This is a genomic window from Halomonas sp. M4R1S46 (genome assembly GCF_025725685.1).
Classification (GTDB): domain Bacteria; phylum Pseudomonadota; class Gammaproteobacteria; order Pseudomonadales; family Halomonadaceae; genus Halomonas.
Map to the genome: position 1 here is coordinate 3,198,587 of NZ_CP107008.1, position 19,849 is coordinate 3,218,435.

At 73.3% G+C, this 19,849-nt stretch carries 23 protein-coding genes; 19 read left to right on the plus strand and 4 right to left on the minus strand.

What is annotated here, in order from left to right:
- Positions 1 to 3 precede the first annotated feature (3 nt).
- On the minus strand, positions 4 to 678 hold the full coding sequence (gene pgl, locus OCT48_RS14850) for a 6-phosphogluconolactonase (protein WP_263589904.1): 675 nt from the start codon (positions 676 to 678) through the stop codon (positions 4 to 6).
- A gap of 1 nt (position 679) precedes the next feature.
- The gene (gene zwf, locus OCT48_RS14855) at positions 680 to 2,188 is read right to left on the minus strand and encodes a glucose-6-phosphate dehydrogenase (RefSeq protein WP_263589905.1); all 1,509 of its coding nucleotides are present in this window, start codon (positions 2,186 to 2,188) and stop codon (positions 680 to 682) included.
- Between the two features lie 228 nt (positions 2,189 to 2,416).
- On the opposite strand from zwf, the gene OCT48_RS14860 reads away from it, so the two are divergent.
- The 17 genes from OCT48_RS14860 to OCT48_RS14940 all read left to right on the plus strand — a co-directional run bounded on the left by OCT48_RS14860 (position 2,417) and on the right by OCT48_RS14940 (position 17,673).
- Positions 2,417 to 3,280 (plus strand): MurR/RpiR family transcriptional regulator, encoded by an 864-nt coding sequence (locus tag OCT48_RS14860; protein WP_263589906.1) that lies wholly within the window; start codon positions 2,417 to 2,419, stop codon positions 3,278 to 3,280.
- A 115-nt stretch (positions 3,281 to 3,395) separates the two neighbouring features.
- A complete protein-coding gene (locus tag OCT48_RS14865; RefSeq protein ID WP_263589907.1) occupies positions 3,396 to 4,079 on the plus strand; it encodes a beta-ketoacyl synthase chain length factor in 684 nt (227 codons plus the stop codon).
- Between the two features lie 41 nt (positions 4,080 to 4,120).
- The gene (locus OCT48_RS14870) at positions 4,121 to 4,384 is read left to right on the plus strand and encodes a phosphopantetheine-binding protein (RefSeq protein ID WP_263589908.1); all 264 of its coding nucleotides are present in this window, start codon (positions 4,121 to 4,123) and stop codon (positions 4,382 to 4,384) included.
- Between the two features lie 21 nt (positions 4,385 to 4,405).
- Positions 4,406 to 4,780 carry a hypothetical protein gene (locus OCT48_RS14875; protein ID WP_263589909.1) on the plus strand — a complete coding sequence of 125 codons (375 nt, stop codon included), beginning with the start codon at positions 4,406 to 4,408 and terminating at the stop codon, positions 4,778 to 4,780.
- Complete coding sequence (locus tag OCT48_RS14880; protein ID WP_263589910.1) at positions 4,777 to 4,959, plus strand: hypothetical protein; 183 nt, start codon at positions 4,777 to 4,779, stop codon at positions 4,957 to 4,959. Before OCT48_RS14875 ends, OCT48_RS14880 begins: the two co-directional genes overlap by 4 nt.
- Positions 4,952 to 6,712, plus strand: a complete 1,761-nt coding sequence (locus tag OCT48_RS14885; protein ID WP_263589911.1) for an AMP-binding protein — start codon at positions 4,952 to 4,954, stop codon at positions 6,710 to 6,712. The genes OCT48_RS14880 and OCT48_RS14885 overlap by 8 nt, the downstream gene beginning before the upstream one ends.
- Entirely contained in the window at positions 6,702 to 7,463 is a 762-nt protein-coding gene (locus OCT48_RS14890) for a glycosyltransferase family 2 protein (protein WP_263589912.1), read from the plus strand. Before OCT48_RS14885 ends, OCT48_RS14890 begins: the two co-directional genes overlap by 11 nt.
- A complete protein-coding gene (locus OCT48_RS14895; RefSeq protein WP_263589913.1) occupies positions 7,460 to 8,386 on the plus strand; it encodes a glycosyl transferase in 927 nt (308 codons plus the stop codon). The genes OCT48_RS14890 and OCT48_RS14895 overlap by 4 nt, the downstream gene beginning before the upstream one ends.
- Positions 8,379 to 9,935, plus strand: a complete 1,557-nt coding sequence (locus OCT48_RS14900) for an HAL/PAL/TAL family ammonia-lyase (protein WP_263589914.1) — start codon at positions 8,379 to 8,381, stop codon at positions 9,933 to 9,935. Before OCT48_RS14895 ends, OCT48_RS14900 begins: the two co-directional genes overlap by 8 nt.
- Before the next feature lie 38 nt (positions 9,936 to 9,973).
- Positions 9,974 to 10,525 carry an outer membrane lipoprotein carrier protein LolA gene (locus tag OCT48_RS14905; RefSeq protein ID WP_263589915.1) on the plus strand — a complete coding sequence of 184 codons (552 nt, stop codon included), beginning with the start codon at positions 9,974 to 9,976 and terminating at the stop codon, positions 10,523 to 10,525.
- Positions 10,512 to 12,851, plus strand: coding sequence for an MMPL family transporter (locus tag OCT48_RS14910; RefSeq protein WP_263589916.1), 2,340 nt, complete (start codon positions 10,512 to 10,514; stop codon positions 12,849 to 12,851). Before OCT48_RS14905 ends, OCT48_RS14910 begins: the two co-directional genes overlap by 14 nt.
- Positions 12,835 to 14,100: an NAD(P)/FAD-dependent oxidoreductase gene (locus OCT48_RS14915; protein ID WP_263589917.1), complete on the plus strand. Its 1,266-nt coding sequence runs from the start codon at positions 12,835 to 12,837 to the stop codon at positions 14,098 to 14,100. The genes OCT48_RS14910 and OCT48_RS14915 overlap by 17 nt, the downstream gene beginning before the upstream one ends.
- Positions 14,097 to 14,678: a DUF3261 domain-containing protein gene (locus OCT48_RS14920; protein ID WP_263589918.1), complete on the plus strand. Its 582-nt coding sequence runs from the start codon at positions 14,097 to 14,099 to the stop codon at positions 14,676 to 14,678. Before OCT48_RS14915 ends, OCT48_RS14920 begins: the two co-directional genes overlap by 4 nt.
- Complete coding sequence (locus OCT48_RS14925; RefSeq protein WP_263589919.1) at positions 14,675 to 15,862, plus strand: beta-ketoacyl-ACP synthase; 1,188 nt, start codon at positions 14,675 to 14,677, stop codon at positions 15,860 to 15,862. The genes OCT48_RS14920 and OCT48_RS14925 overlap by 4 nt, the downstream gene beginning before the upstream one ends.
- A 1-nt stretch (position 15,863) precedes the next feature.
- Positions 15,864 to 16,337 carry a hypothetical protein gene (locus OCT48_RS14930; protein WP_263589920.1) on the plus strand — a complete coding sequence of 158 codons (474 nt, stop codon included), beginning with the start codon at positions 15,864 to 15,866 and terminating at the stop codon, positions 16,335 to 16,337.
- Positions 16,334 to 17,059 (plus strand): 3-oxoacyl-ACP reductase FabG, encoded by a 726-nt coding sequence (fabG, locus tag OCT48_RS14935; protein ID WP_263589921.1) that lies wholly within the window; start codon positions 16,334 to 16,336, stop codon positions 17,057 to 17,059. The genes OCT48_RS14930 and fabG overlap by 4 nt, the downstream gene beginning before the upstream one ends.
- Positions 17,053 to 17,673 carry a 4'-phosphopantetheinyl transferase superfamily protein gene (locus tag OCT48_RS14940; RefSeq protein ID WP_263589922.1) on the plus strand — a complete coding sequence of 207 codons (621 nt, stop codon included), beginning with the start codon at positions 17,053 to 17,055 and terminating at the stop codon, positions 17,671 to 17,673. Before fabG ends, OCT48_RS14940 begins: the two co-directional genes overlap by 7 nt.
- 28 nt (positions 17,674 to 17,701) lie before the next feature.
- Here OCT48_RS14940 and OCT48_RS14945 read toward each other — a convergent pair whose 3' ends face one another.
- Positions 17,702 to 18,064, minus strand: coding sequence for a RidA family protein (locus OCT48_RS14945; RefSeq protein ID WP_263589923.1), 363 nt, complete (start codon positions 18,062 to 18,064; stop codon positions 17,702 to 17,704).
- 79 nt (positions 18,065 to 18,143) lie between these two features.
- A complete protein-coding gene (locus OCT48_RS14950; RefSeq protein WP_263589924.1) occupies positions 18,144 to 18,560 on the minus strand; it encodes a TraR/DksA family transcriptional regulator in 417 nt (138 codons plus the stop codon).
- Between the two features lie 91 nt (positions 18,561 to 18,651).
- Between OCT48_RS14950 and OCT48_RS14955 the strand changes: the two genes are divergently transcribed.
- Both OCT48_RS14955 and OCT48_RS14960 read left to right on the plus strand, forming a co-directional pair.
- Complete coding sequence (locus tag OCT48_RS14955; protein ID WP_263589925.1) at positions 18,652 to 18,936, plus strand: DUF2282 domain-containing protein; 285 nt, start codon at positions 18,652 to 18,654, stop codon at positions 18,934 to 18,936.
- A gap of 54 nt (positions 18,937 to 18,990) precedes the next feature.
- Complete coding sequence (locus OCT48_RS14960) at positions 18,991 to 19,845, plus strand: DUF692 domain-containing protein (protein ID WP_263589926.1); 855 nt, start codon at positions 18,991 to 18,993, stop codon at positions 19,843 to 19,845.
- The last annotated feature ends 4 nt before the right edge of the window (positions 19,846 to 19,849 follow it).

Consider the following 19,849-nt stretch of genomic DNA (forward strand, 5'->3'; position numbering starts at 1 on the left):
GGCTCAGGGCGCCCAGTGGATGCTCAGGGGGCTGGCCAGGAAGGCGCGGATCGGCAGCGCTCGGGTATCGTCGCCGGCCAGTGCCCGGCCGAGGACCGCGCGCTTCTCCTCGCCGGTGATGTGCAGGAAGTGGCGGAAGGCCTGGTGGAGGCGATCGGCGCTCAGGGTGATGCGCGGCTGGGGCTGGCTCGGCGTGCGCACCGCCACCACCGGCTCGTCGGTGGACAGCGCCAGGTCGAGCTCCCGGCTGTCCGGGAACAGCGAGGCCGTGTGGCCATCGCCGCCCATGCCGAGGATCACCACGCTGGCCGGCCAGGCCAGGGCGGCGATGCGCCGGCCCACCTCGGCCGCCCCCTCCTCGGGAGTCGCGGCGTCGCTGGTCAACGGCACGAAGCGGGCCTCGGCGGCGGCGCCCCGGAGCAGGTGCTCGCGCACCAGGCGGGCGTTGCTGTCGTCGGCCGTCTCGGCCACCCAGCGCTCGTCGGCCAGGGTCACGTCGATGCGCGACCAGGGCAGCGCCATGGCCGCCAGGGCATGGAAGAAGGGCACCGGGGTCGAGCCGCCGGACACCACCAGCAGGGCCCGCTCGCGCTGGGCCAGGTCGCTTCTCAGGGCCTCGGCCACGGCCTCGGCGAGCTGCCGGGCCAGGGCCTCCCGGGGAATGGGGGTATCGCTCATCTCAATAGTCCTCGTACCAACTGCGGCCATCCTGGGTGATCATGGCGATCGAGGCCACCGGCCCCCAGGAACCGGCAGGATAGCGCCGCGGGGCCTGGTCGTCCTGCCAGGCGGCGATCAGGCTGTCACACCATTGCCAGGCGTGCTCCACCTCGTCGCGGCGCACGAAGAGGTACTGCTGGCCCTTCATGACCTCGAGCAGCAGTCGCTCGTAGGCATCGGGGATGCGCGACTTGGCGAAGGCGCTGTTGAAGTCCAGGTGCAGCGGCCCCTTGCGCAGGCGCATGCCCTTGTCCAGGCCGCTGTCCTTGGTCAACACCTCCAGCGCGATGCCCTCCTCGGGCTGCAGGCGGATCACCAGCTTGTTGGCCGCCAGGGCGCGCTGGTCGGGATCGAAGATGTAGTGGGGCTGCTGGCGGAAGTGGATGACGATCTGCGACATCTTGGCCGGCATGCGCTTGCCGGTGCGCAGGTAGAACGGCACCCCCGCCCAACGCCAGTTGGACACCCCGGTCTTCATCGCCACGAAGGTCTCGGTGTTGCTTTCGGTGTTGGCGTCGTCTTCATCGAGGTAGCCCGGCACGCTCGCCCCGTCGGTGGTGCCGGCGATGTACTGGCCCCGCACCACGTCGCGGCCCAGCATCTCGTCGGTGAAGGGCTTGAGCGCCTTGAGCACCTTGACCTTCTCGTCGCGGATGGCGTCGGCGTCGAGGTTGGCGGGCGGGTCCATGGCGATCAGGCAGACCAGCTGCAGCAGGTGGTTCTGGACCATGTCGCGCAGCTGGCCGGCCTTGTCGAAGTAGCCCCAGCGCCCCTCGATGCCGACCTTCTCGGCCACGGTGATCTCCACGTGCGAGATGTGGTTCTGGTTCCACTGGGTGCCGAACAGCGGGTTGGCGAAGCGCAGCGCGATCAGGTTCTGGACCGTCTCCTTGCCCAGGTAGTGGTCGATGCGATAGATCCGCGACTCGGGGAAGACGGCGCCGATGGCGTCGTTGACCTCCTGGCTGGAGGCCAGGTCGAAGCCGATGGGCTTCTCCACGACCACCCGGCTGCGCTCGTCGAGGCTGCCGCTGGCCTCCAGGTGGCGACAGATATCGCCGTAGAGGCTGGCGCCGACCGCCAGGTAGACGACCAGGGGGCGGGCGCTGCCGGCCTGTCGCCACTCGCGGATGGCCGCATAGCCCTCCGGCCGGGTGGCATCCAGCTGGCAGTAGTCGAGGCGTGCCAGGAAGCGCTTGACCACCGCGCGGTCCATCTCCTCCGCCTTGACGTAGCGCTTGAGCGCCGTCTCCACCTTGCTGCGGAAGCCCTCGGCGTCGACTTCCTGACGCGCCACGCCGAGCAGGCGAGTGCCCTCGTCGAGCAGCCCCTCCCGGTCGAGCTGGTAGAGCGCGGGATACAGCTTGCGCTGCGAGAGGTCGCCGAGTGCGCCGAACAGGGCGAGATCGATTGCCGTGTCGATATCACCGGAGGTCCGGGCCTCGCCGGGCCGCTTGTGTTGGCTCATGTCCGCCCCCATTTGGTTAACTTAGCAAAATTCTAGCGCAACGAGGCGCCAGCATCCAAAATATTTTGTAAAATTACTACTAAATGCCAAGCCCTCTACCGACGACTGTGGCTTGACCCCCTCGGGTCGCGCTAGGATGCGCCCCATCATGTAGTTAAATCACCACATCTATCTAGGCTCAACCGGTGGCGCCCGAGGCGCCCCGCCGTCAGGGAGACACACTCGCTCATGGTCAGTCACGATCTGCTGGACCGCATCCGCCGCCGACTCGATGAGCTCAACCGTTCCGAACGCAAGGTCGCCGACGTCATCCTCGCCGACCCCGGTACCGCCACCAGCATGAGCATCGCCAGTCTGGCGCATGCCGCCTCGGTCAGCGAGCCCACCGTGAACCGTTTCTGCCGCAGCTTCGATGCCAAGGGCTATCCGGACTTCAAGATCAAGCTGGCTCAGAGCCTGGCCGGCGGCACGCCCTACGTCAGCCAGGCGGTGGAGCCCGGCGACGCCGCCGGCGACTATACCGGCAAGATCTTCGGCGCCACCATCGCCGCCCTCGACCTCGCCAGTCGCGAGGTGGATCCCGCCCGGGTCGAGCGGGTCGTCGACTACCTGACCCAGGCCAAGCAGCTGCACTTCTTCGGGCTGGGTGCCTCCGGGGCCGTGGCCCAGGACGCCCTGCACAAGTTCTTCCGCTTCAATATCCCGGTGTCGGCCTACATCGACGTGCTGATGCAGCGCATGGTCGCCGCCGCCTGCCACACCGGCGACGTGGTGGTGATCCTGTCCTACACCGGCCGCACCCGCGAGCTGGTGGACATCGCCCGCCTGGCCCGGGAAAATGGCGCCGTCGTGCTCGGCATCACCGCCCCCGACTCGCCGCTCGCCGACGAGTGCACCGAGACCCTGGCGGTGACCGCCCCGGAGGACACCGAACACTATATGCCGATGACCTCGCGGATGATCCAGCTGGCGCTGATCGATGTCCTGGCCACCGGCGTGACGCTGCGCCGCGGCGAGGACTTCCTGCCCCACCTGAAGAAGATCAAGGACAGCCTGAAGCCGACCCGCTTCCCCGCCGGCAGCGGGGAGTGAGACCGGCGTCTCGGGCCTCCGCTCGCATCGCGGGCGGAGTCATCCGGCCCCTGCGGCGGTCACAGTAGACGAGGACCTCCCGGCCCAGACGGGCCGAACAAGACAGGGAGCCGCGATGACCCCACCGCCTTTGACTCTGGAGGAGTGGCGCGCCTGGTGGCCCGGCCAGGCCCGCCCGGACGAGCCCCGCCTGTCGGGTGAGGCGCACCCGGCCGGCAAGGCCGTGCCGGCAATGCTGCGTCGCCGCCTGAACCTTCCCGGCCGCGCGGTCAGCGACATGCTCGACGCGCTGGACCCGGAGGCCAGCCGGGTGCTGGTGCATGCCTCGCGCCATGGTGACGGGGAGCGGACCCTGCAGATGCTCGAGGCGCTCACCGACGGCCAGCCGGTCTCGCCCACCCGCTTCGGCCTCTCGGTGCACAATGCCATCCTCGGCGTCCACTCGATCGCCTCGGGCAATCGGCGCCCCCAGCAGGCCCTGGCGGCCTCGGGAGCCGAACTGGCCGCCCTGTTCAGCGAGGCCCGCGGCTACCTGGCCGCCGGCGAGCGCTCGGTCGTCGTGGTCTTCAGCGACGTCCCCGTGCCGGAGCGCTTCCGCGGGGCGGGCACCGCCGAGGTCGAGCTGGCCGCGGTGGCCATGCGGCTGGGCACCGCCACGGGCCGCGTCATCACCCCCGAGCCCCTGACTGCCGCCGCGCCCTGCCGCGCCCCGCAGCCCACGGACGTCATCCGCTGGCTGCTGGGCGAGGCCCCGCTGTGCTGCCCCGGCCGCCGCCTGAGCTGGCGGCTGGCCCCCTGACCCGTCTCGCCCTCCCCCATTCCCGGACGAAGGAGCCGCCCATGTCGACCGCACTGGAACACGAACTCAAGCAGCTGATCATCGAGACCCTGGAGCTCGAGGACACCACTCCGGAGGATATCGCCCCCGACGAGCCCCTGTTCGTCGAGGGCCTGGGCCTGGACTCCATCGACGCCCTCGAGCTGGGCCTGGCGCTGCAGAAGACCTATGGCATCCAGCTCGAGGCCGAGAGCGAGGAGGCCCGCCGCCACTTCGCCAGCCTGCGAAGCCTGGCCGCCCTGGTCGAGGCACGGCGCGACAACTGAGGCCGGCGGTCCTTCCCGGCGATGTCCCGCTCGCGCCTCCCGTCCTTCGCCACGCCCCTGGCCGTCGCCGGCCTGCTGGCCTGGCCGTTGCTGGTACTCGTCCTGCTGCCCCGCCTGGGAGCCGCCCCCCTGCTGGGGCTGGTCGCCCTGCTGGCCGCCTGGCGACTGCCCGCCGCCCATCGCCGCTGGGCGCTGGCCCTCTGCCTCGCCATCCTGGCGGTGATCGCCCTGGGCCGGGCGGAACTCGGCGTCAGGGCCTGGCCGGTGGCGGTGAACGCCGTGCTGCTGGGGGTGTTCGCCACCTCGCTGCGCCGCCCCCCTGCGTGGTCGAGCGTCTCGCCCGTCGCCAGGAGCCCCACCTCTCCGCCGCCGGGGTCCGCTATACCCGGCGCGTGACGGGGATATGGTGTGGCTTCTTCCTGGTCAACGGCGGCCTGGCGCTGTGGACGGCGCTGGCCGCCGACCTCGCCCTCTGGACCCTGTACAATGGAGCCATCGCCTACGCCCTCGGCATCGCGCTGTTCGCCGCCGAGTGGTGCACCCGCCAACGTGTCAGGAAACGCCATCGTGCCTAACCCCGCTCGGCCCCTCAGTGACGCCCCCTTGACGAGCCAGCCCTGGCGCCATGTCGCCCCGTCGCGGATGGCCGCCTGGGACGCCGCTGCCGGCCGCCCCATCGCCTGGGCCGAGCTGCACGGTCGCATCGGGGCCTGGCAGCGTCGGCTGGACAGCCTGGCCGCCCCCGGCCAGCAGTGGCTGCTGCATTGCCGGAGCCCCCAGGACTTCGCGGCCGCGCTGATCGCCCTGTGGGCGCGCGGCGACAGCGCCGTGCTGCCCGCCGACGACCGCCCCGAGACCCTCCAGACCCTCTCCTCCCGGTGCCGCGCCGCCCTCGGCGACATCCCCGGTGGCCTCGTCGCCGACCCCGCGCCGTCCCCGCCCCGCTGGGGATCGGTGGACCCGACGCGGCGGGCCCTGTCGCTCTACACCTCGGGGTCGACCGGCGAATCACGGCGCATCGACAAGACCTTCGCCCAGCTCGACGCCGAGCTGGCGGCCCATGCCCGGCTGTGGCCCCTCGAGGGGCGCCTGGTGATCAGCCAGGTCAGCCACCAGCACATCTACGGCCTGCTGTTCGGCATCCTGCGCCCGCTCTGCGAGGGCGCGCCCCTGGCCAGCGCCGCCTGCCGGACCCCCGAGACACTCGGCGCCTGGCTGGGCCGCCTGGCCGACGCGCCGGGGGCCCCGCCGGGCGCGGTGCTGGTCAGCGCGCCGCCGCCCCTGGAGCGCCTGCCCGAGACGGCCCTCCCGCCGGCCGCGGCCGGCCGGCTGGCCCGGGTCCACTCCTCGGGCGCGCCCCTGTCCGCCGCGGCCAGCGCCCACGCCCGCCGGGTGCTCTGCGCGCCGGTCGAGGAGGTCTACGGCAGTTCCGAGACCGGCGGCATCGCCTGGCGCGACCAGCATCGCGGCGAGACCTGGACGCCCCTGCCCGGCGTCGAGGTGCGCGCCGATGATCAGGGCGGCCTGTGGTTGCGCTCCCCCTTTCTCGAGACCGACGGCTGGCAGCCCCAGGCGGATCGCATCGCGTCCGGGCCGGCGGGCTTCCGCCTGCTGGGGCGGGCCGACCGCATCGTCAAGGTGGGCGGCAAGCGGCTCTCGCTCACCGGCATGGAGCGTCGCCTCGCCCGCCACCCGGACGTCCTGCGGGTCCATGCCCTGCCGCTGCCGGGGCGACCCCATCGCCTGGGGGCCGTGCTCCAGCTCGCCCCCTCGGCGCTGCCCTGGTGTCGCGACGCGCGGCGCGCCCGGGTGGCCGCGCTGCGCGACGATCTGGCCGCCGCCTATCCCGCCTCGCTGATGCCCCGCCACTGGCGCTTCGTCGCGACCTGGCCCACCAATGCCCAGAGCAAGCTGGGCTCGGCCGAAGTGGCCCGCCTGTTCCGCGACCTCGACGACCCGCGCCGCCCCCGCTGGCTCGGCGTCGAGGCGGAGGGTCCGGGGCGCTGCCGGGTGACCCTGGAGGTGCCCGAGCGGCTGTGCTATCTGGCCGGTCACTTCCCCGACCAGCCGGTGGTGCCGGGCGTGGTGCTGGTGCAGTGGGCGGTGGCCATGGCCGAGGAGCACCTGGCCCTGGCCGGCGACTTCCGCGACCTGGCCCGGCTGCGCTTCCCCCAGCCGCTGCTGCCCGGGGAACGGGCCACCCTCGAGCTGGCCCTCGACGCCACCCCCGAGGGACTGCGCCTGGCCTTCACGCTGACCGGCCGGCGCGGCTGCCATGCCCGCGGCCGGGTGCGGCTCGCCCAGGGGGAGGTCGGTCATGGCGGCTGAGCAGGCGATTCGCCCCTGTGTGCTGATCCCCGTGTACAACCATGGCGCGGCCATCGGCGCCACCTGTGCCGGCGTGCGCCCGCTGGGCGTCCCGCTGCTGCTGGTGGACGACGGCAGCGACGCGGACTGTGCGGCCGAACTCGATCGCCTGGCCGGGGAGCCGGACACCCTCCTGCTGCGCCTGCCGCAGAACCGCGGCAAGGGCGCCGCGGTCAAGGCCGGGCTGTGCGAGGCCCAACGCCGGGGCTTCACCCATGCCCTGCAGGTGGACGCCGATGGACAGCATGCCCCCGAGGACCTGCCGCCCTTCCTCGCGGGCCTGGCCGAGGCCCCCGGCGAGCTGCGCCTCGGCTATCCTCGTTTCGACGACAGCGTGCCCCGCCACCGCTTCTACTGCCGCTACGCCACCCATGTGCTGGTCTGGCTCAGCACCCTGTCGCTGTCACTGCGCGACACCATGTGCGGGGTGAAGCTGTTCCCGGTGGCGGCCACCAACCGACTGGTGGCCCGCCACGACTGCGGCGACCGCATGCAGTTCGATACCGAGCTGCCGGTGCGCTGGCTGTGGGCCGGCGGGCCGGTGGCCAACCTGCCGGTCCGCGTGCACTACCCGCTGGACGGCGTGTCCCACTATGCGCTGTGGCGGGACAACCTGCTGCTGGCCGGCATGCATGCGCGCCTGCTGCTCGGCATGCTGCGCCGGCTGCCGCGCCTGGTCGGGGGCCGGCGCGCGGGAGGGCCGCCGCCATGACGACCACCCACTGGGCACACATCCAGGAGCGCGGCACCCTGGCCGGGATGCATGCCATGGTCTGGATCCGCCGCCACCTGGGCCGGCTGCCGTTCCGCCTGGTGCTGGGCCCGGTGGTGCTCTACTACTACCTCAGCCACCCGCTGCCGCGCCGCGCCTCCCGGGAGTACCTGGCCCGCATCTGGCCGGGGCACGCCGGGCACCCGCCCCGCCATCCGCGCCTGCTGGGCCTGCGCCACTTCATGGCCTTCGGCCAGGCGCTGATGGACAAGGTCGACGCCTGGAGCGGCCTGCCGCCGGCGGTGTGCATCGCGCCCGAGGACCAGGCGCGACTGGACACCGCCATCCGCGGCGGCCGGGGCGGGCTGATCCTGGTCTCCCACCTGGGCAACCTGGAGATCTGCAGCGCCCTGGGCCAGCGCCGACCGGACTTCCATGTGACCCAGTTGATGCATACCCGCAACTCGCGCAAGTTCAACCGCCTGCTGGCCCGCTCCACGGGCCGGCAAGGCCCGGACATCGTCGAGGTCAGCGATATCTCGCCGGCCACCGCCATGCAGCTGGCGGCGCGCATCCAGGCCGGCGGCTTCGTGGTCATCGCCGCCGACCGCATCCCCCTCGCCGAGCGGGGCCGCACCCGTCGCCTGCCCTTCCTGGGCCGGCCGGCCCCCTTCCCGGAGGGCCCGTTCCGGCTGGCGGCCCTGCTGCGCTGCCCGGTCTACACCCTGAGCTGCCTGCGCGAGGGGCCCGCCTACCGGATCGCCTTCAGCGCCTTCGACGACACCACGCGGCTCGACCGCCGAGCGCGCGAGGCCTGGTACCCACAGGCCATGCAACGCTATGTCGACTGGCTCGCCGCCCAGTGCCGGCAGCATCCCCTGCAATGGTTCAACTTCTTCCCCTTCTGGCACGCCCATGACTGATGCAACCCTTCCGCCCCTGGTCCTCGACGGCCGTGACGTCGAGCTCGCGGCCGTCGAGGCCGTGGCCCACCGCCGGTGCCGGGTCCGGCTCTCCGATGCCCCGGCCTTCCGGGAGCGCATCGCCGCCGGCCCCGCCTTCCTCGACCGGCTGCTGGCGGAGGACGGGGTGATCTACGGCGTCACCACCGGCTTCGGTGACGCCTGCACCCGGGCCGTTCCCGCCGAACTGCACGAGGAGCTGCCCCGCCACCTCTACACCTTCCACGGCTGCGGTCTGGGCGAGGTGCTCGAGGTGGAGGCCGCCCGGGCCGTGGTGCTGGTGCGCCTGGTGTCCCTGTGCCGCGGGGTCTCGGGGGTCAGCCTGGCGCTGCTCGAGCGGCTGGCCTGGCTGCTCGAGCACGACGTGATCCCGGTGATTCCCGCCGAGGGCTCGGTGGGCGCCAGCGGCGACCTCACCCCGCTGTCCTACCTCGCCGCGGTGCTCTGCGGCGAGCGCGAGGTGTTCGATGGAGGCCGCCGTCGGGCCACCGCCGACGCCTTCGCCGAGCGGGGTCTGGCCCCCTACCGGCTGCGGCCCAAGGAAGGTCTTGCGCTGATGAACGGCACCGCGGTGATGACCGCCCTGGCCGCCCTGGCCTGGGGCCGCGCCGAACGGCTGTCGCGCCTGGCCAGCCGCATCACCGCCATGAGCGTCTGGGCCCTCGACGGCAACCCCTACCATTTCGATGCCGACCTCTTCGCGGCCAAGCCGCACCCGGGCCAGCAGCGCATCGCCGCGCGCCTGCGCGACGACCTGAGCCACGGGACCGCCGCCGGTGTCACCCCGCGCAACCCCTCGCGCCTCCAGGACCGCTACTCGACGCGCTGTGCCCCCCATGTCATCGGCGTGCTCGAGGATGCCCTGCCCTGGCTGCACGACCAGCTCGAGCGCGAGCTCAACAGCGCCAACGACAACCCGCTGATCGACGCCGAGGCCGGCAAGGTGCTGCATGGCGGCCACTTCTACGGCGGCCACGTGGCCTTCGCCATGGATGCCCTGAAGCCCCTGGTGGCCAACCTGGCCGACCTGCTCGACCGCCAGCTCGCGCTGCTCGTGGACCCCCGCTACAACCATGGGCTACCCGCCAACCTCAGCGGCGCCACCGCCGACCGGCTGGCCCTCAACCATGGCTACAAGGCGCTGCAGATCGGCGTCTCGGCCTGGACGGCGGAGGCCCTCAAGCTGACCATGCCGGCCAGCGTGTTCTCGCGCTCCACGGAGTGCCATAACCAGGACAAGGTCAGCATGGGCACCATCGCCGCCCGCGACGCCCTGCGCGTGATCACCCTGACCGAACAGGTCGTCGCCGGGGTGATGCACGCCGCGGGCCAGGCCCTGGACCTGCGCCGCGAACGGGACGCCTGCGCGCCGCCCCCGGCCCTGGCCGCCTGGCAGGAGCGCTTGCGACGCCTGGTACCCTTTCTCAGCGAGGACCGGGCCCTGGAGGCGGAGCTGCGCCGGCTGTGCCGGCGCCTGCCCCGCCTCGCCCGGCACCTCTACCCGGAATGACCGCCTGGCCCCGCCGGGGCCCCTCAGGGAGACCGCCCATGACCCGCCTGCTCGCCCTGCTGCTGTGCCTGCTGCCCGCCACGGCCCTGGCCTTCGGGCTCGAGGACCTGCAACGCCGGCTCGAGGCCACGCCCGGCCTGGAGGGCCGCTTCGTCCAGACCCGTTACCTGGCCGACCTCGACAGCCAGTTGGAGAGTACCGGCCACTTCCGTTACGAGCGCGACGTCCGGGTGGTGTGGACCCTCGAGACGCCGGTCGAGGAGCGCCTCGAGTTCTCGGCCGCATCGCCGCCCGAGGTGGGCGCGGACGACCGCCGCCAGGCCCAGGCCGCCGCCCTGTTCCTCGACCTGCTGCAGGGCCACTGGCCGGCCCTCGAGGAACGCTTCACCCTGACCCTGAGCGGCGACGCCGACGCCTGGCGGGTCACCCTGCGACCGCGCCAGGCGGCCCTGCGCCAGCGCATCGACGAGATCCGCCTGCACGGCGGCCGCTACCTGGAGCGGCTGGCGCTGGACGCGGCCAACGGCGACCGGCTACGGGTACGCCTCTTCGACCAGCGAGCCGCGGAGGCCGGCGATGCCGCCCCCTGACGCCCGATGGCGCCTGCTGGCCGCCCTCTGGGGGGGTCTGCTGCTGGGCTGCGCCCTGCTGCTGGCGTGGCTGCTGCGCGACGGCCTGCCCGCCGACACTCGGCTCACCGCGATGCTGCCGGAGGATCGCCGCACGCCGCTGATCGAGCGGGCAGACGATCAGTTGGGCCAGGCCTTCGCCGAGCGCTTCGTGCTGCTGCTCGACGCGCCGTCGCTGTCGGAGGCGGCCGCGGACCTGGCCGCAGCCCTGCAGGCCGCCGGCGGCGAGAGCCCACTGCTCGCCCGCCTCGACTGGCGGGCCAGCGACCTGGCCGACCGGGCCCCCGGCGAGCGCCTCGGCGCGGCCCGCTACCGCCTGCTCACCACGGAGGTGCGCCGGGCGATCGACGCCGACGGTGGCCAGGCCCTGGTGGCACCGGCCCTTCGCGCGCTGTTCTCCCCGGCCGCCCCCGCGGACCCGGTCGCCGACCCCTTCGGCCTGCTGGACCGCTGGCTGGCGGCCCGCGACACCAGCCCGGTCCAGGCCCGTGACGGCCTGCTGGCGGTGAGCGACGGCGGCCGGCCCCAGGCCCTGCTGGTCGGTCACCTCGCCGCCTCGCCCTACGACCTGGCCGCCCAGCGCTCGCTGACCACCGCCCTGGAGGCCTTCCGGGCCGACCATCCCGAGGCGAGGCTGCGCCGCTCGGGGCTGGTCTTCCACGCCGCCGCCGGCGCCCGCCAGGCGCGCAGCGAGATCACCACCATCGGCCTGGGTGCCCTGGCCGGCCTGCTCGGCGTGCTGTTGGCCGTGTTCCGCTCGCCGCGGGCCATCGCCCAGATGCTGCTGCCGCTGGCGACGGGGCTGCTGCTGGCCCTGCCGCTGACCCTGTTGCTGTTCGGACGGCTGCACCTGCTGACCCTGGCCTTCGGCGCCAGCCTGATCGGCATCGCCATCGACTACGCCCTGCACCTGCAGTGCCGTCGCGCGGTCCAGGGCCGGGACTTCCGGCTGTCGCCCCTTCTGCCGGCCCTGGGCCTCGGCCTGGCCTCCAGCCTGGTGGCCTACCTGGCGCAGGCCCTGACACCCATGCCGGGCCTGCGCCAGATGGCGGTATTCGCCGCCCTGGGGCTGGCCGGCGCCTGGCTCACCGTGGTGCTGTGGCTACCCCGCCTGCGCCTCGCCGCGTCCCCTACCACCGCGCGCCTGGCGCAAGGCTGGTGGCACCGCACCGGCCCCCGGGGCGGACTCTCGCCGCGCCTGGCGCTGGTCGGCCTGCTGCTGGTCGTCGGACTGGTCACCTGGCGACTCGACACCGACGACAGCCTGGCCCTGCTCAACCCCTCGCCGGCCGACCTGCTGGACGAGGAGCGCGCCCTCCAGGGGCTGCTGGGCCGCGACACCGGCCGCCGCTACCTGCTGGTCACCGCCGCCGACGAGCCGCGCCTGCTCGAGCGCCTCGAGCGCCTCGGCGCGATCCTGGACCGCTGGCGCGACCAGGGCGCCGACTTCGCCGTCCACAACCTCGCCGACAGCGTGCCCTCGCCGGCTCGCCAGGCCGCCGACCTCAAGCGGGTGCGGCGGCTCTATGGCGAGCCGCTGGCCGAGCTGGTGGCGCGGGCGGGCCTGCCGCCGCGGACCCTGGACAGGGCCCGCGCCCGACTCGAGGCCGTGCCGGTGCTGGGCGTCGAGGCCTGGCTGGCGTCCCCGGCGGGACGTCACCAGCGGCGCCTGTGGCTCGGCGAGACCGCCGACGGCGTGACCGCCCTGCTCCTGCTGACCGACCTGCCCGCCGGTGCCGCTGGCGAGACGCTGGATGCCCGCCTGCGGGCCCTGGCCGACGCCCGACCGGGCGTCACCTACGTGGACCGCGCCGCCCGCCTGGGCCGGCTGCTCGGCGAGCTGCGCGGCCAGATCGCCGGCTGGCTCGGCGGCGCCCTGGCACTGCTCGCACTGGGCCTCGCCTGGCGCTATCGTGGAGACACCTGGCGGGTACTGACGCCCCCGCTGGGGGGCGTGCTGGGGGTCCTCGGGGTCTATGCCCTGGCCGGGATCCCGCTGAACGTGTTCAGCCAGCTCGGCCTGCTGCTGGTGCTGGGCATCGGCCTGGACGCCGGCATCTTCGGCGCCGAGGCCGAGGGCCGGATGGCCACCTGGCTGGCCATCAGCCTGTCCACCCTGACCAGCCTGCTGGCCTTCGGGCTGCTGGCCTTCAGCGCCACCCCCGCCCTGCACTACCTGGGGCTGTCCTGCCTGATCGGCCTGGCCCTGGTGTGGGGGCTGGTACGCTGGGCCGCCCCCGGGGCCGAGGCCTCGCCAATGGAGACCGCCCATGTCGAGACACCCTGACACCGACGCGGACGTGCTGATCATCGGCGCCGGCCCCGCCGGGGCGGCGGCCGCCGCCTGGCTGGCCCGCGCAGGCTACCGGGTGCGGGTGCTGGAGCGCGACCATTTCCCGCGCTTCTGCCTGGGCGAGAGCCTGCTGCCGGCGTGCATGGAGGACCTCGCCCGGGCCGGCCTGCTCGACAGCGTCCAACGCGGCGGCTACCAGACCAAGGACGGTGCCGCTTTCACCTGGCGGGGACGGGAGGCCACCGTCGACTTCCGCGACCGGCAGGGCCCCGGCTGGCGCCACACCTACCAGGTCGAACGCGCCGACTTCGACCGGCGACTGATCCGCGCCGCCGCCGAGCAGGGCGCCGAGGTCGAGTTCGGCGTGACGGTCACCGCGGTCCACCCGGACCGCCGTCGGCCGCGTCTCACCCGGGTCGACGAGCACGGCCGGGGCCGGGTCCTGACGGCCCGCTTCCTGCTCGATGCCAGCGGCCCGGGGCGGGTCATCGCCCGCGCCCTGGGACTCGCCCGCCCGCCCCGGCTGGCCCCGCGCCTGGCGCTGTTCACCCACCTCACCGATGGCATCCGCGACCCGGCCTTCGACCGCGACAAGATCCTGATCGCGATCCACCCCCGGGAGGCCGGCATCTGGTACTGGCTGATCCCCTTCAGCGCCGGCCGCGCCTCGCTGGGCGTGGTCGGCGCCCCCGCGGCCCTGGCCCGCCACGGCGACACGCCCGAGGCGCGCTGGCAGGCACTGCTGGACGCCGAGCCCCGCCTGCGGGACCTGCTCCAGGACGCGCGGCGTCGCCGCCCGCTGGGCGAGCTCCAGGGCTATGCCGCGGCGGCCAGCCGACTCCATGGCCCCGGCTACGCCGTGCTCGGCAATGCCGGGGAGTTCCTCGACCCGGTGTTCTCCTCGGGCGTCACCATCGCCCTGCGCTCGGCGCTGATGGCCGCGCCCCTGGTCGCCCGCCAGCTGGACGGCGAGGCGGTGGACTGGGCGGAGGCCTTCGAGACCCCGCTGCGCCGCGGCATCACCACCTTCCGGGCCTTCGTCGAGGCCTGGTACGACGGCCGCCTGCCGGCGATCATCTTCCATCCCCGCCAGCCCGACTCGCTGCGCAGCCAGATCAGCGGGGTGCTGGCCGGCTATGCCTGGGATCGCGACAACCCCTTCGTCAGGGCACCGCGGCGGCGCCTGGATGCCCTGGCACGCCACTGCGGTCACCGGCGACCGTCTGCCGGGGGAGCCCCGTGAAGGCGCCGTCGGGACTGCTGCCGGCGCTGCTGCTGACCCTGCTGCTGGTCGGCTGCGCCGCGCTGCGACCCTCCCCGCCGCCCTCGCCGGCGTTCGCGGCGATGCCCGCCATGGGGCCCATCCAGCGGCGCCTGACCCTGACGCCCGACGCCCAGCCGCAGCAGGCCCGGACGCTGATCACGGTGATCAGCCTGGAGGCGGACCGGCTGCGCGCCGTGCTGCTCACCCCCTACGGCCAGCGCCTGGCCACCCTGGTGCGGGACGCCCGCGGCAGCCGTTACGAGAGCGGCGACGCGGCCGTCCCCGGGCAGGCCCCGCTGCCGGTCCCGGCCGACTGGCTAGCCGCTCGCCTGGAATGGTGCCTGTGGCCCCTGGAGGCCCTGCAGCGGGCCTTCGCCGGCTCCCCCTGGTCGGCGCAGCGGGTCGACGACAGCCGCGAGATCCGCCATCACGGCACCCTCGTCGCGCGGATCCGGCCGGCCGATCCCCGGCTGGGAGACGCGGAACGGGTCTTGCTGGATGACCGCCAGGGTGAGTACCGTCTGACCATCGCCCCCCTGGAGGATACCCCGCCATGAGTCCACGCCCCTGCCCGCCACGGCAGCCCTGTCGGCTGTCGCCGCCGGCCATCGTCTGCAGCCTGGGGAGCGAGCCCGCCGAGATCCGCGTGGCGCTGGCCGAGGGGCGCCGGGGGCTGACCACCGACGACGCCTACACCCCGGGCCGGCCGCTGCCGCTGGGCCGCGTCGTGGACCCGCTCCCGGCGACGGACGACTGGCCCATGGAGCATCGCAGCCGCAACAACCGCCTGCTGGCCGCCGCCCTGGCGCGCCTCGAGGCGCCGCTGCGCCGAGTGCTCGCCGCCCATGACCCAGCCCGCATCGGGGTGGTGATCGGCACCAGCACCTCCGGCATCGCCGAAACCGAGGCCGCCCTGGCCCGGGCGGGCAAGGGGCCGCTGCCCGACAGCTTCCGCTATGCCCGGCAGGAGCTGGGCTCGCCGGCACGCTTCGTCGCCGACCGGCTGGGCCTGGCCGGACCGGCTTATGCCCTGTCCACCGCCTGCAGCTCCGGGGCCCGGGCCCTGGCCAGTGCCCGTCGGCTGCTGCTCGCCGGCGAGTGCGACGCGGTGATCGCCGGAGGCGCCGACAGCCTGTGCCGGCTCACCGTCAACGGCTTCGCCAGCCTCGAGGCCGTCAGCGACCGGCCCTGCGAGCCCTTCTCGCGCCACCGCGACGGCATCCACCTGGGGGAGGCGGCGGCCCTGTTCGTGGTCGAGGCCGCCACGGGCGGCATCCAGCTCGAGGGCAGCGGGGAGAGCGCCGACGCCTACCATGTCTCGGCGCCGCGGCCCGACGGTGGCGGCGCCCTGGCGGCCATGCGCGAGGCGCTGGCCCAGGCCGGGCGGCGCCCCGAGGAGGTCGACTACCTCAACCTCCACGGCACCGGGACCCCGCATAACGACCGCATGGAGGCGGCGGCCATCGCCGCGCTGTTCCCCCACCCGCCGGCCTGTAGCTCGACCAAGGCCCTCACCGGCCATACCCTGGGCGCCGCCGGCGCCCTGGAGGCGGCCTTCTGCTGGCTGGCCCTCGACGCCGGCTTCCTGCCGCGCCACGTCTACGACGGCCACTACGATGCCGACCTGCCCGCGCTGCCGCTGGTGACCAGCGCCGGCGCCGCCGGGCCACGCCTGGCCCTGAGCAATTCGTTCGCCTTCGGCGGCAACAACGCCGCCCTGCTGCTGGGACGCCACGACTGACATGCCCGACCTCCCCGACTTGCCCTGCCCCATCGCGCCCTTCGTGCCCCACCGCCAGGGCATGTGCCTGCTCGAGCGGCTGGTGGCGCTGGACGATGGTTTCCTCGCCGCCGAGGCTTGCCCCGGGCCCGACGATCCCTTCGCCACGCCCCGGGGCATCCCCGGCTGGGTGGGCCTCGAGTGGCTGGCCCAGGCCGTCGCGGCCTGGGCCGGCGTCGAGGCGGCGCGCCGCGGCGAGGCCCCGGCGGTCGGCTTTCTGGTCGGCAGCCGTCGCTATGCCTGCCCGGCCGGCCACTTCGCCCTGGAGTGCCGGGTCAGGGTCGAGGTGGCCCTCGACTTCCGCGCCGACAATGGCCTCGCCGAGTTCCACGGCCGCGTGCTGGACCCGGCCGGGGAGCCGCTGGCCGAGGGGCGGCTGCAGGTCTTCGAACCCCATCGACGCGGGTCGCGCCCCGCCCCTGACGAGGCACCATGAACGACAGCATCCTGATTACCGGCTCCAGCCGCGGCATCGGCCGCGCCATCGCCCTGCGCCTGGCTCGCGACGGCTTCGACGTGGTGGTGCACGCCCGCCGCCCCTCGGCCGACGCCGAGGCCGTGGTGGCGCAGGTGCGCCGGGCGGGCGGCCGGGCCCGCCTGCTGTGCTTCGATGTCGCCGACCGCGAGACCGCGCGCCGCGTCCTGGAGGACGACGTCGCGGCCCACGGCGCCTACTACGGCCTGGTGTGCAACGCCGGGATCGCCGCCGACGCCACCTTCGCGGCCATGACCGACGAGGCCTGGGACAGCGTTCTGCACACCCACCTCGACGGCTTCCACAACGTGGTCAAGCCGCTGGTCCTGCCGCTGGTGCGGCGCCGGGCCCCGGGCCGGATCGTGGTGATGTCGTCGGTTTCGGGGCTGATGGGCAACCGTGGCCAGGTCAACTACAGCGCCGCCAAGGCCGGCCTGATCGGCGCGGCCAAGGCCCTGGCCGTGGAACTGGCCAGCCGCGGGATCACCGTGAACTGCGTGGCGCCCGGGCTGATCGACACCGGCATGGCCGAGGAGCGGCTGGATGCGGCGACCCTCGGCCAGATTCCCATGCGCCGGGCCGGCAGCCCCGACGAGGTCGCCGCCCTGGTGAGCTTCCTGTGCTCCGGCGAGGCGGGCTACATCACCCGCCAGGTGTTCGCCGTGAACGGCGGCCTGTGCTGAGTCCCCGCGAGGCGCCGACGCTGCACCTGGTGATAGCGCGGGTGTCTCCCGGCCGGGACCGCGACGCGCCCTCGCGGCGAGGGCGCGAGCTGCTCAGCCGCCTGGCACGGCGCCGCGGCCTGGACTGCCCGGTGCACGGCTGGTCGCCCCGGGGCTCGGGGCCGCCATGCCACCCCGCCCTGCCGACCGGCCTTCACGCGGCCCTGAGCCATCGCGACGACCGGGTCGTGGCGGGGCTCGCCGACTGTCCCGTCGGCCTCGACCTGGAGCATGCCCGGACCCGCCATGCCAGGCGCCTGGCGGCGCTGGTCGCCCGACTGCCCGAGCCCGAGGTGCGTCGGGCCATCCTCGCCGCCGAGGATCCGCCGGCGGCCTTCTACCGGGCCTGGACCCTCCACGAGGCACTCTTCAAGCTGGCGAGTCTCGCCGAGCGGCCGCCGGCCGCGGTGCTCGCCACTCGCCTGGAGACACTGACCGCCGAACAGGGGCCCCGCGCCTGGCAATGGCAGGACGACGACTGGACCCTGAGCCTCTGCACCCATGCCACGGATCTGCGGATAGTCGCACCAGCGGCGCTGTCGCTGACGCCTCTGACGGCGGCTAGCCTCATCTGATCCCCCGGCTTGCCAAGGGGCCGGCTAGCTAGCCGCCCTTTACCAAGGCCGTGACGGTGATCTCCACCCGGAGCTCGTCGGCGGGCATCGGCGCACAGACGCAGGTGCGTGCCGGGGCATGGTCTTCCGGCACCCAGGCATCCCAGACGGCGTTCATGGCCGCGAAGTCGTGGCCTTCCTTGAGGTAGAGGGTGGCGGTGAGCAGGTGCTCGCGATCCGAGCCGATCTCCTCGAGCAGGGCGTCGAGCCGGGCCAGCATGCTCTCGGTCTGCTCGGTGATGTCGCCCTGACGGGCCTCGGGGCCGGCGACCTGGCCGCACAGGTAGGCCACGCCGTTGTGGATCACGGCGCGGCTCATGCGGGCCTTGGTGTCATGGCGCTTAATGGTCATCGATATATCTCCTGACAGAAAACGGGAAAATCCAGATGATACCCTGGCATAGAAGGATAAAGCAGCCGATGTCGCCAAACTATTCGGCACAATCGATACACTTCAACACCACGGGATCTCCCTCCAGGCGCCGGGCCGCGATCCACTCGCCACAGGCGATGCATGCTCCGTACTCGCCCCGCTCGATCCGCGCCAGGGCCGAGGCGATGCGCGTCAGGGTCAGCTGACGGCGCTCCTCCTCGGCCTTGGCCATCGCCTGGCCCTGGAGGGCATCCATGCGCGACAACCGCCCCACCGAGGACTGATCCAGCATCACGGTCTCGCGGGCATCGCGACTGTCGGCGCTTTCCTCGCGCAGGGCGTCACGCATCGCCATCAGCCGTGCGGTGACGGTCGCCATGTTCAGGTCGGGATGGTTCATCTTCGGCTCCATGGGCAGGGAGTGCGGCACGGGCAGGCACACCCGGAATACGTTCTCGCCCTTACCTGTAAGCATTCGTCACCCGCCTCGACTGATCAAGGCATATCGACGCATCGCCTCGATGCGCGGTGGCACCACCGCCATGATGACCCACAGGAGAAAGACCATGAAGCGTTCCACCATGATGGCCGCCGTCCTCACCACCGCCCTGGCCCAGGCCGGCACCATGGCCGCCGCCCAGGCCGCCGGCGACTCGGAAGCGATGGAGAAGTGCTATGGCGTGGCTCTCGCCGGCCAGAACGACTGCAAGGCGGGACCGGGCACCACCTGCGCCGGCACCTCCACCGTGGACTACCAGGGCAATGCCTGGAAGCTGGTCCCGGAAGGCACCTGCACCAGCATCGAGACGCCCCACGGCAACGGCAGCCTGACCGAGATCGACCGCCCCTGAGGCTTCACCCGCCCGCCGGCCCGCCGGTTGGCGGGCCCCGTCGAGGAGACCGCCATGCCACTTCCCCTTGCTTCCGGCACCGTGGGCATCGGCCTCAAGCACCAGCATGCCGAGGCGCTGCTGGCCTCCCCGCAGCCGGTGGACTTCCTGGAGTTGCATGCCGAGAACTACATGGGTGCCGGGGGGCCGGTTCGCGAGCGGCTCGCCGCCATCGCCGAGGCCTATCCGCTCTCGGTGCATGGCGTGGGCCTGTCGCTGGGCAGCGCCGAGCGCCCCGATGCCTCCCACCTGGCGCGGCTCGTCCGGCTGGTGGAGGAACTGGATCCCGCCCTGGTCTCCGAGCACCTGGCCTGGAGCCGTCTGGAAGGCGACTACTACAACGACCTGCTGCCGCTGCCGCTCACCGAGGAAAGCCTGGCGCTGGTCGCCCGCAACGTCGACATCGTGCAGCAGGCCCTGGGCCGTCGCCTGCTGATCGAGAACCCCAGCCTCTACGTGAGCCTGGAGATGAACACCCTCGACGAGGCCGACTTCCTCGCCGCGCTGGTGGACCGCACCGGCTGCGGGCTGCTCCTCGACCTCAACAATGCCTACATCAGCGCCCACAACCTCGGCCGCGACCTCGAGGCCTACCTGGCGGCCCTGCCGTGGCAGGCCATCGGCGAGTGTCACCTGGCCGGCCACAGCCTCGACACGGCCGTGGACCCGCCGCTGCGCATCGATGATCACGGCAGTCCGGTGTGCGATGCGGTCTGGTCCCTGTATGCCCGGCTCGGCCAGCGGGTGCCTCGGCTCCCGACCCTGATCGAGTGGGACACCCGGGTCCCGAGCCTGCCCCGCTGGCTCGAGGAGGTCGAACGGGCCCGGGCCTATCGAGACGCCGCGGCCTGCGCGGCCGTCGACGATTAGACGA

Excerpts from the sequence above, each read along its gene's own strand:
- OCT48_RS14895 (WP_263589913.1), top strand. The coding sequence starts at position 7,460 with ATGACGACCACCCACTGGGCACACATCCAGGAGCGCGGCACCCTGGCC.
- fabG (WP_263589921.1), top strand. The coding sequence starts at position 16,334 with ATGAACGACAGCATCCTGATTACCGGCTCCAGCCGCGGCATCGGCCGC.
- OCT48_RS14950 (WP_263589924.1), bottom strand. The coding sequence starts at position 18,560 with ATGCTTACAGGTAAGGGCGAGAACGTATTCCGGGTGTGCCTGCCCGTG.
- OCT48_RS14890 (WP_263589912.1), top strand. The coding sequence starts at position 6,702 with ATGGCGGCTGAGCAGGCGATTCGCCCCTGTGTGCTGATCCCCGTGTAC.
- OCT48_RS14960 (WP_263589926.1), top strand. The coding sequence starts at position 18,991 with ATGCCACTTCCCCTTGCTTCCGGCACCGTGGGCATCGGCCTCAAGCAC.
- OCT48_RS14915 (WP_263589917.1), top strand. The coding sequence starts at position 12,835 with ATGTCGAGACACCCTGACACCGACGCGGACGTGCTGATCATCGGCGCC.
- zwf (WP_263589905.1), bottom strand. The coding sequence starts at position 2,188 with ATGAGCCAACACAAGCGGCCCGGCGAGGCCCGGACCTCCGGTGATATC.
- OCT48_RS14875 (WP_263589909.1), top strand. The coding sequence starts at position 4,406 with ATGTCCCGCTCGCGCCTCCCGTCCTTCGCCACGCCCCTGGCCGTCGCC.
- OCT48_RS14925 (WP_263589919.1), top strand. The coding sequence starts at position 14,675 with ATGAGTCCACGCCCCTGCCCGCCACGGCAGCCCTGTCGGCTGTCGCCG.
- pgl (WP_263589904.1), bottom strand. The coding sequence starts at position 678 with ATGAGCGATACCCCCATTCCCCGGGAGGCCCTGGCCCGGCAGCTCGCC.
- OCT48_RS14945 (WP_263589923.1), bottom strand. The coding sequence starts at position 18,064 with ATGACCATTAAGCGCCATGACACCAAGGCCCGCATGAGCCGCGCCGTG.
- OCT48_RS14955 (WP_263589925.1), top strand. The coding sequence starts at position 18,652 with ATGAAGCGTTCCACCATGATGGCCGCCGTCCTCACCACCGCCCTGGCC.
- OCT48_RS14905 (WP_263589915.1), top strand. The coding sequence starts at position 9,974 with ATGACCCGCCTGCTCGCCCTGCTGCTGTGCCTGCTGCCCGCCACGGCC.
- OCT48_RS14870 (WP_263589908.1), top strand. The coding sequence starts at position 4,121 with ATGTCGACCGCACTGGAACACGAACTCAAGCAGCTGATCATCGAGACC.
- OCT48_RS14900 (WP_263589914.1), top strand. The coding sequence starts at position 8,379 with ATGACTGATGCAACCCTTCCGCCCCTGGTCCTCGACGGCCGTGACGTC.
- OCT48_RS14860 (WP_263589906.1), top strand. The coding sequence starts at position 2,417 with ATGGTCAGTCACGATCTGCTGGACCGCATCCGCCGCCGACTCGATGAG.
- OCT48_RS14930 (WP_263589920.1), top strand. The coding sequence starts at position 15,864 with ATGCCCGACCTCCCCGACTTGCCCTGCCCCATCGCGCCCTTCGTGCCC.
- OCT48_RS14865 (WP_263589907.1), top strand. The coding sequence starts at position 3,396 with ATGACCCCACCGCCTTTGACTCTGGAGGAGTGGCGCGCCTGGTGGCCC.
- OCT48_RS14910 (WP_263589916.1), top strand. The coding sequence starts at position 10,512 with ATGCCGCCCCCTGACGCCCGATGGCGCCTGCTGGCCGCCCTCTGGGGG.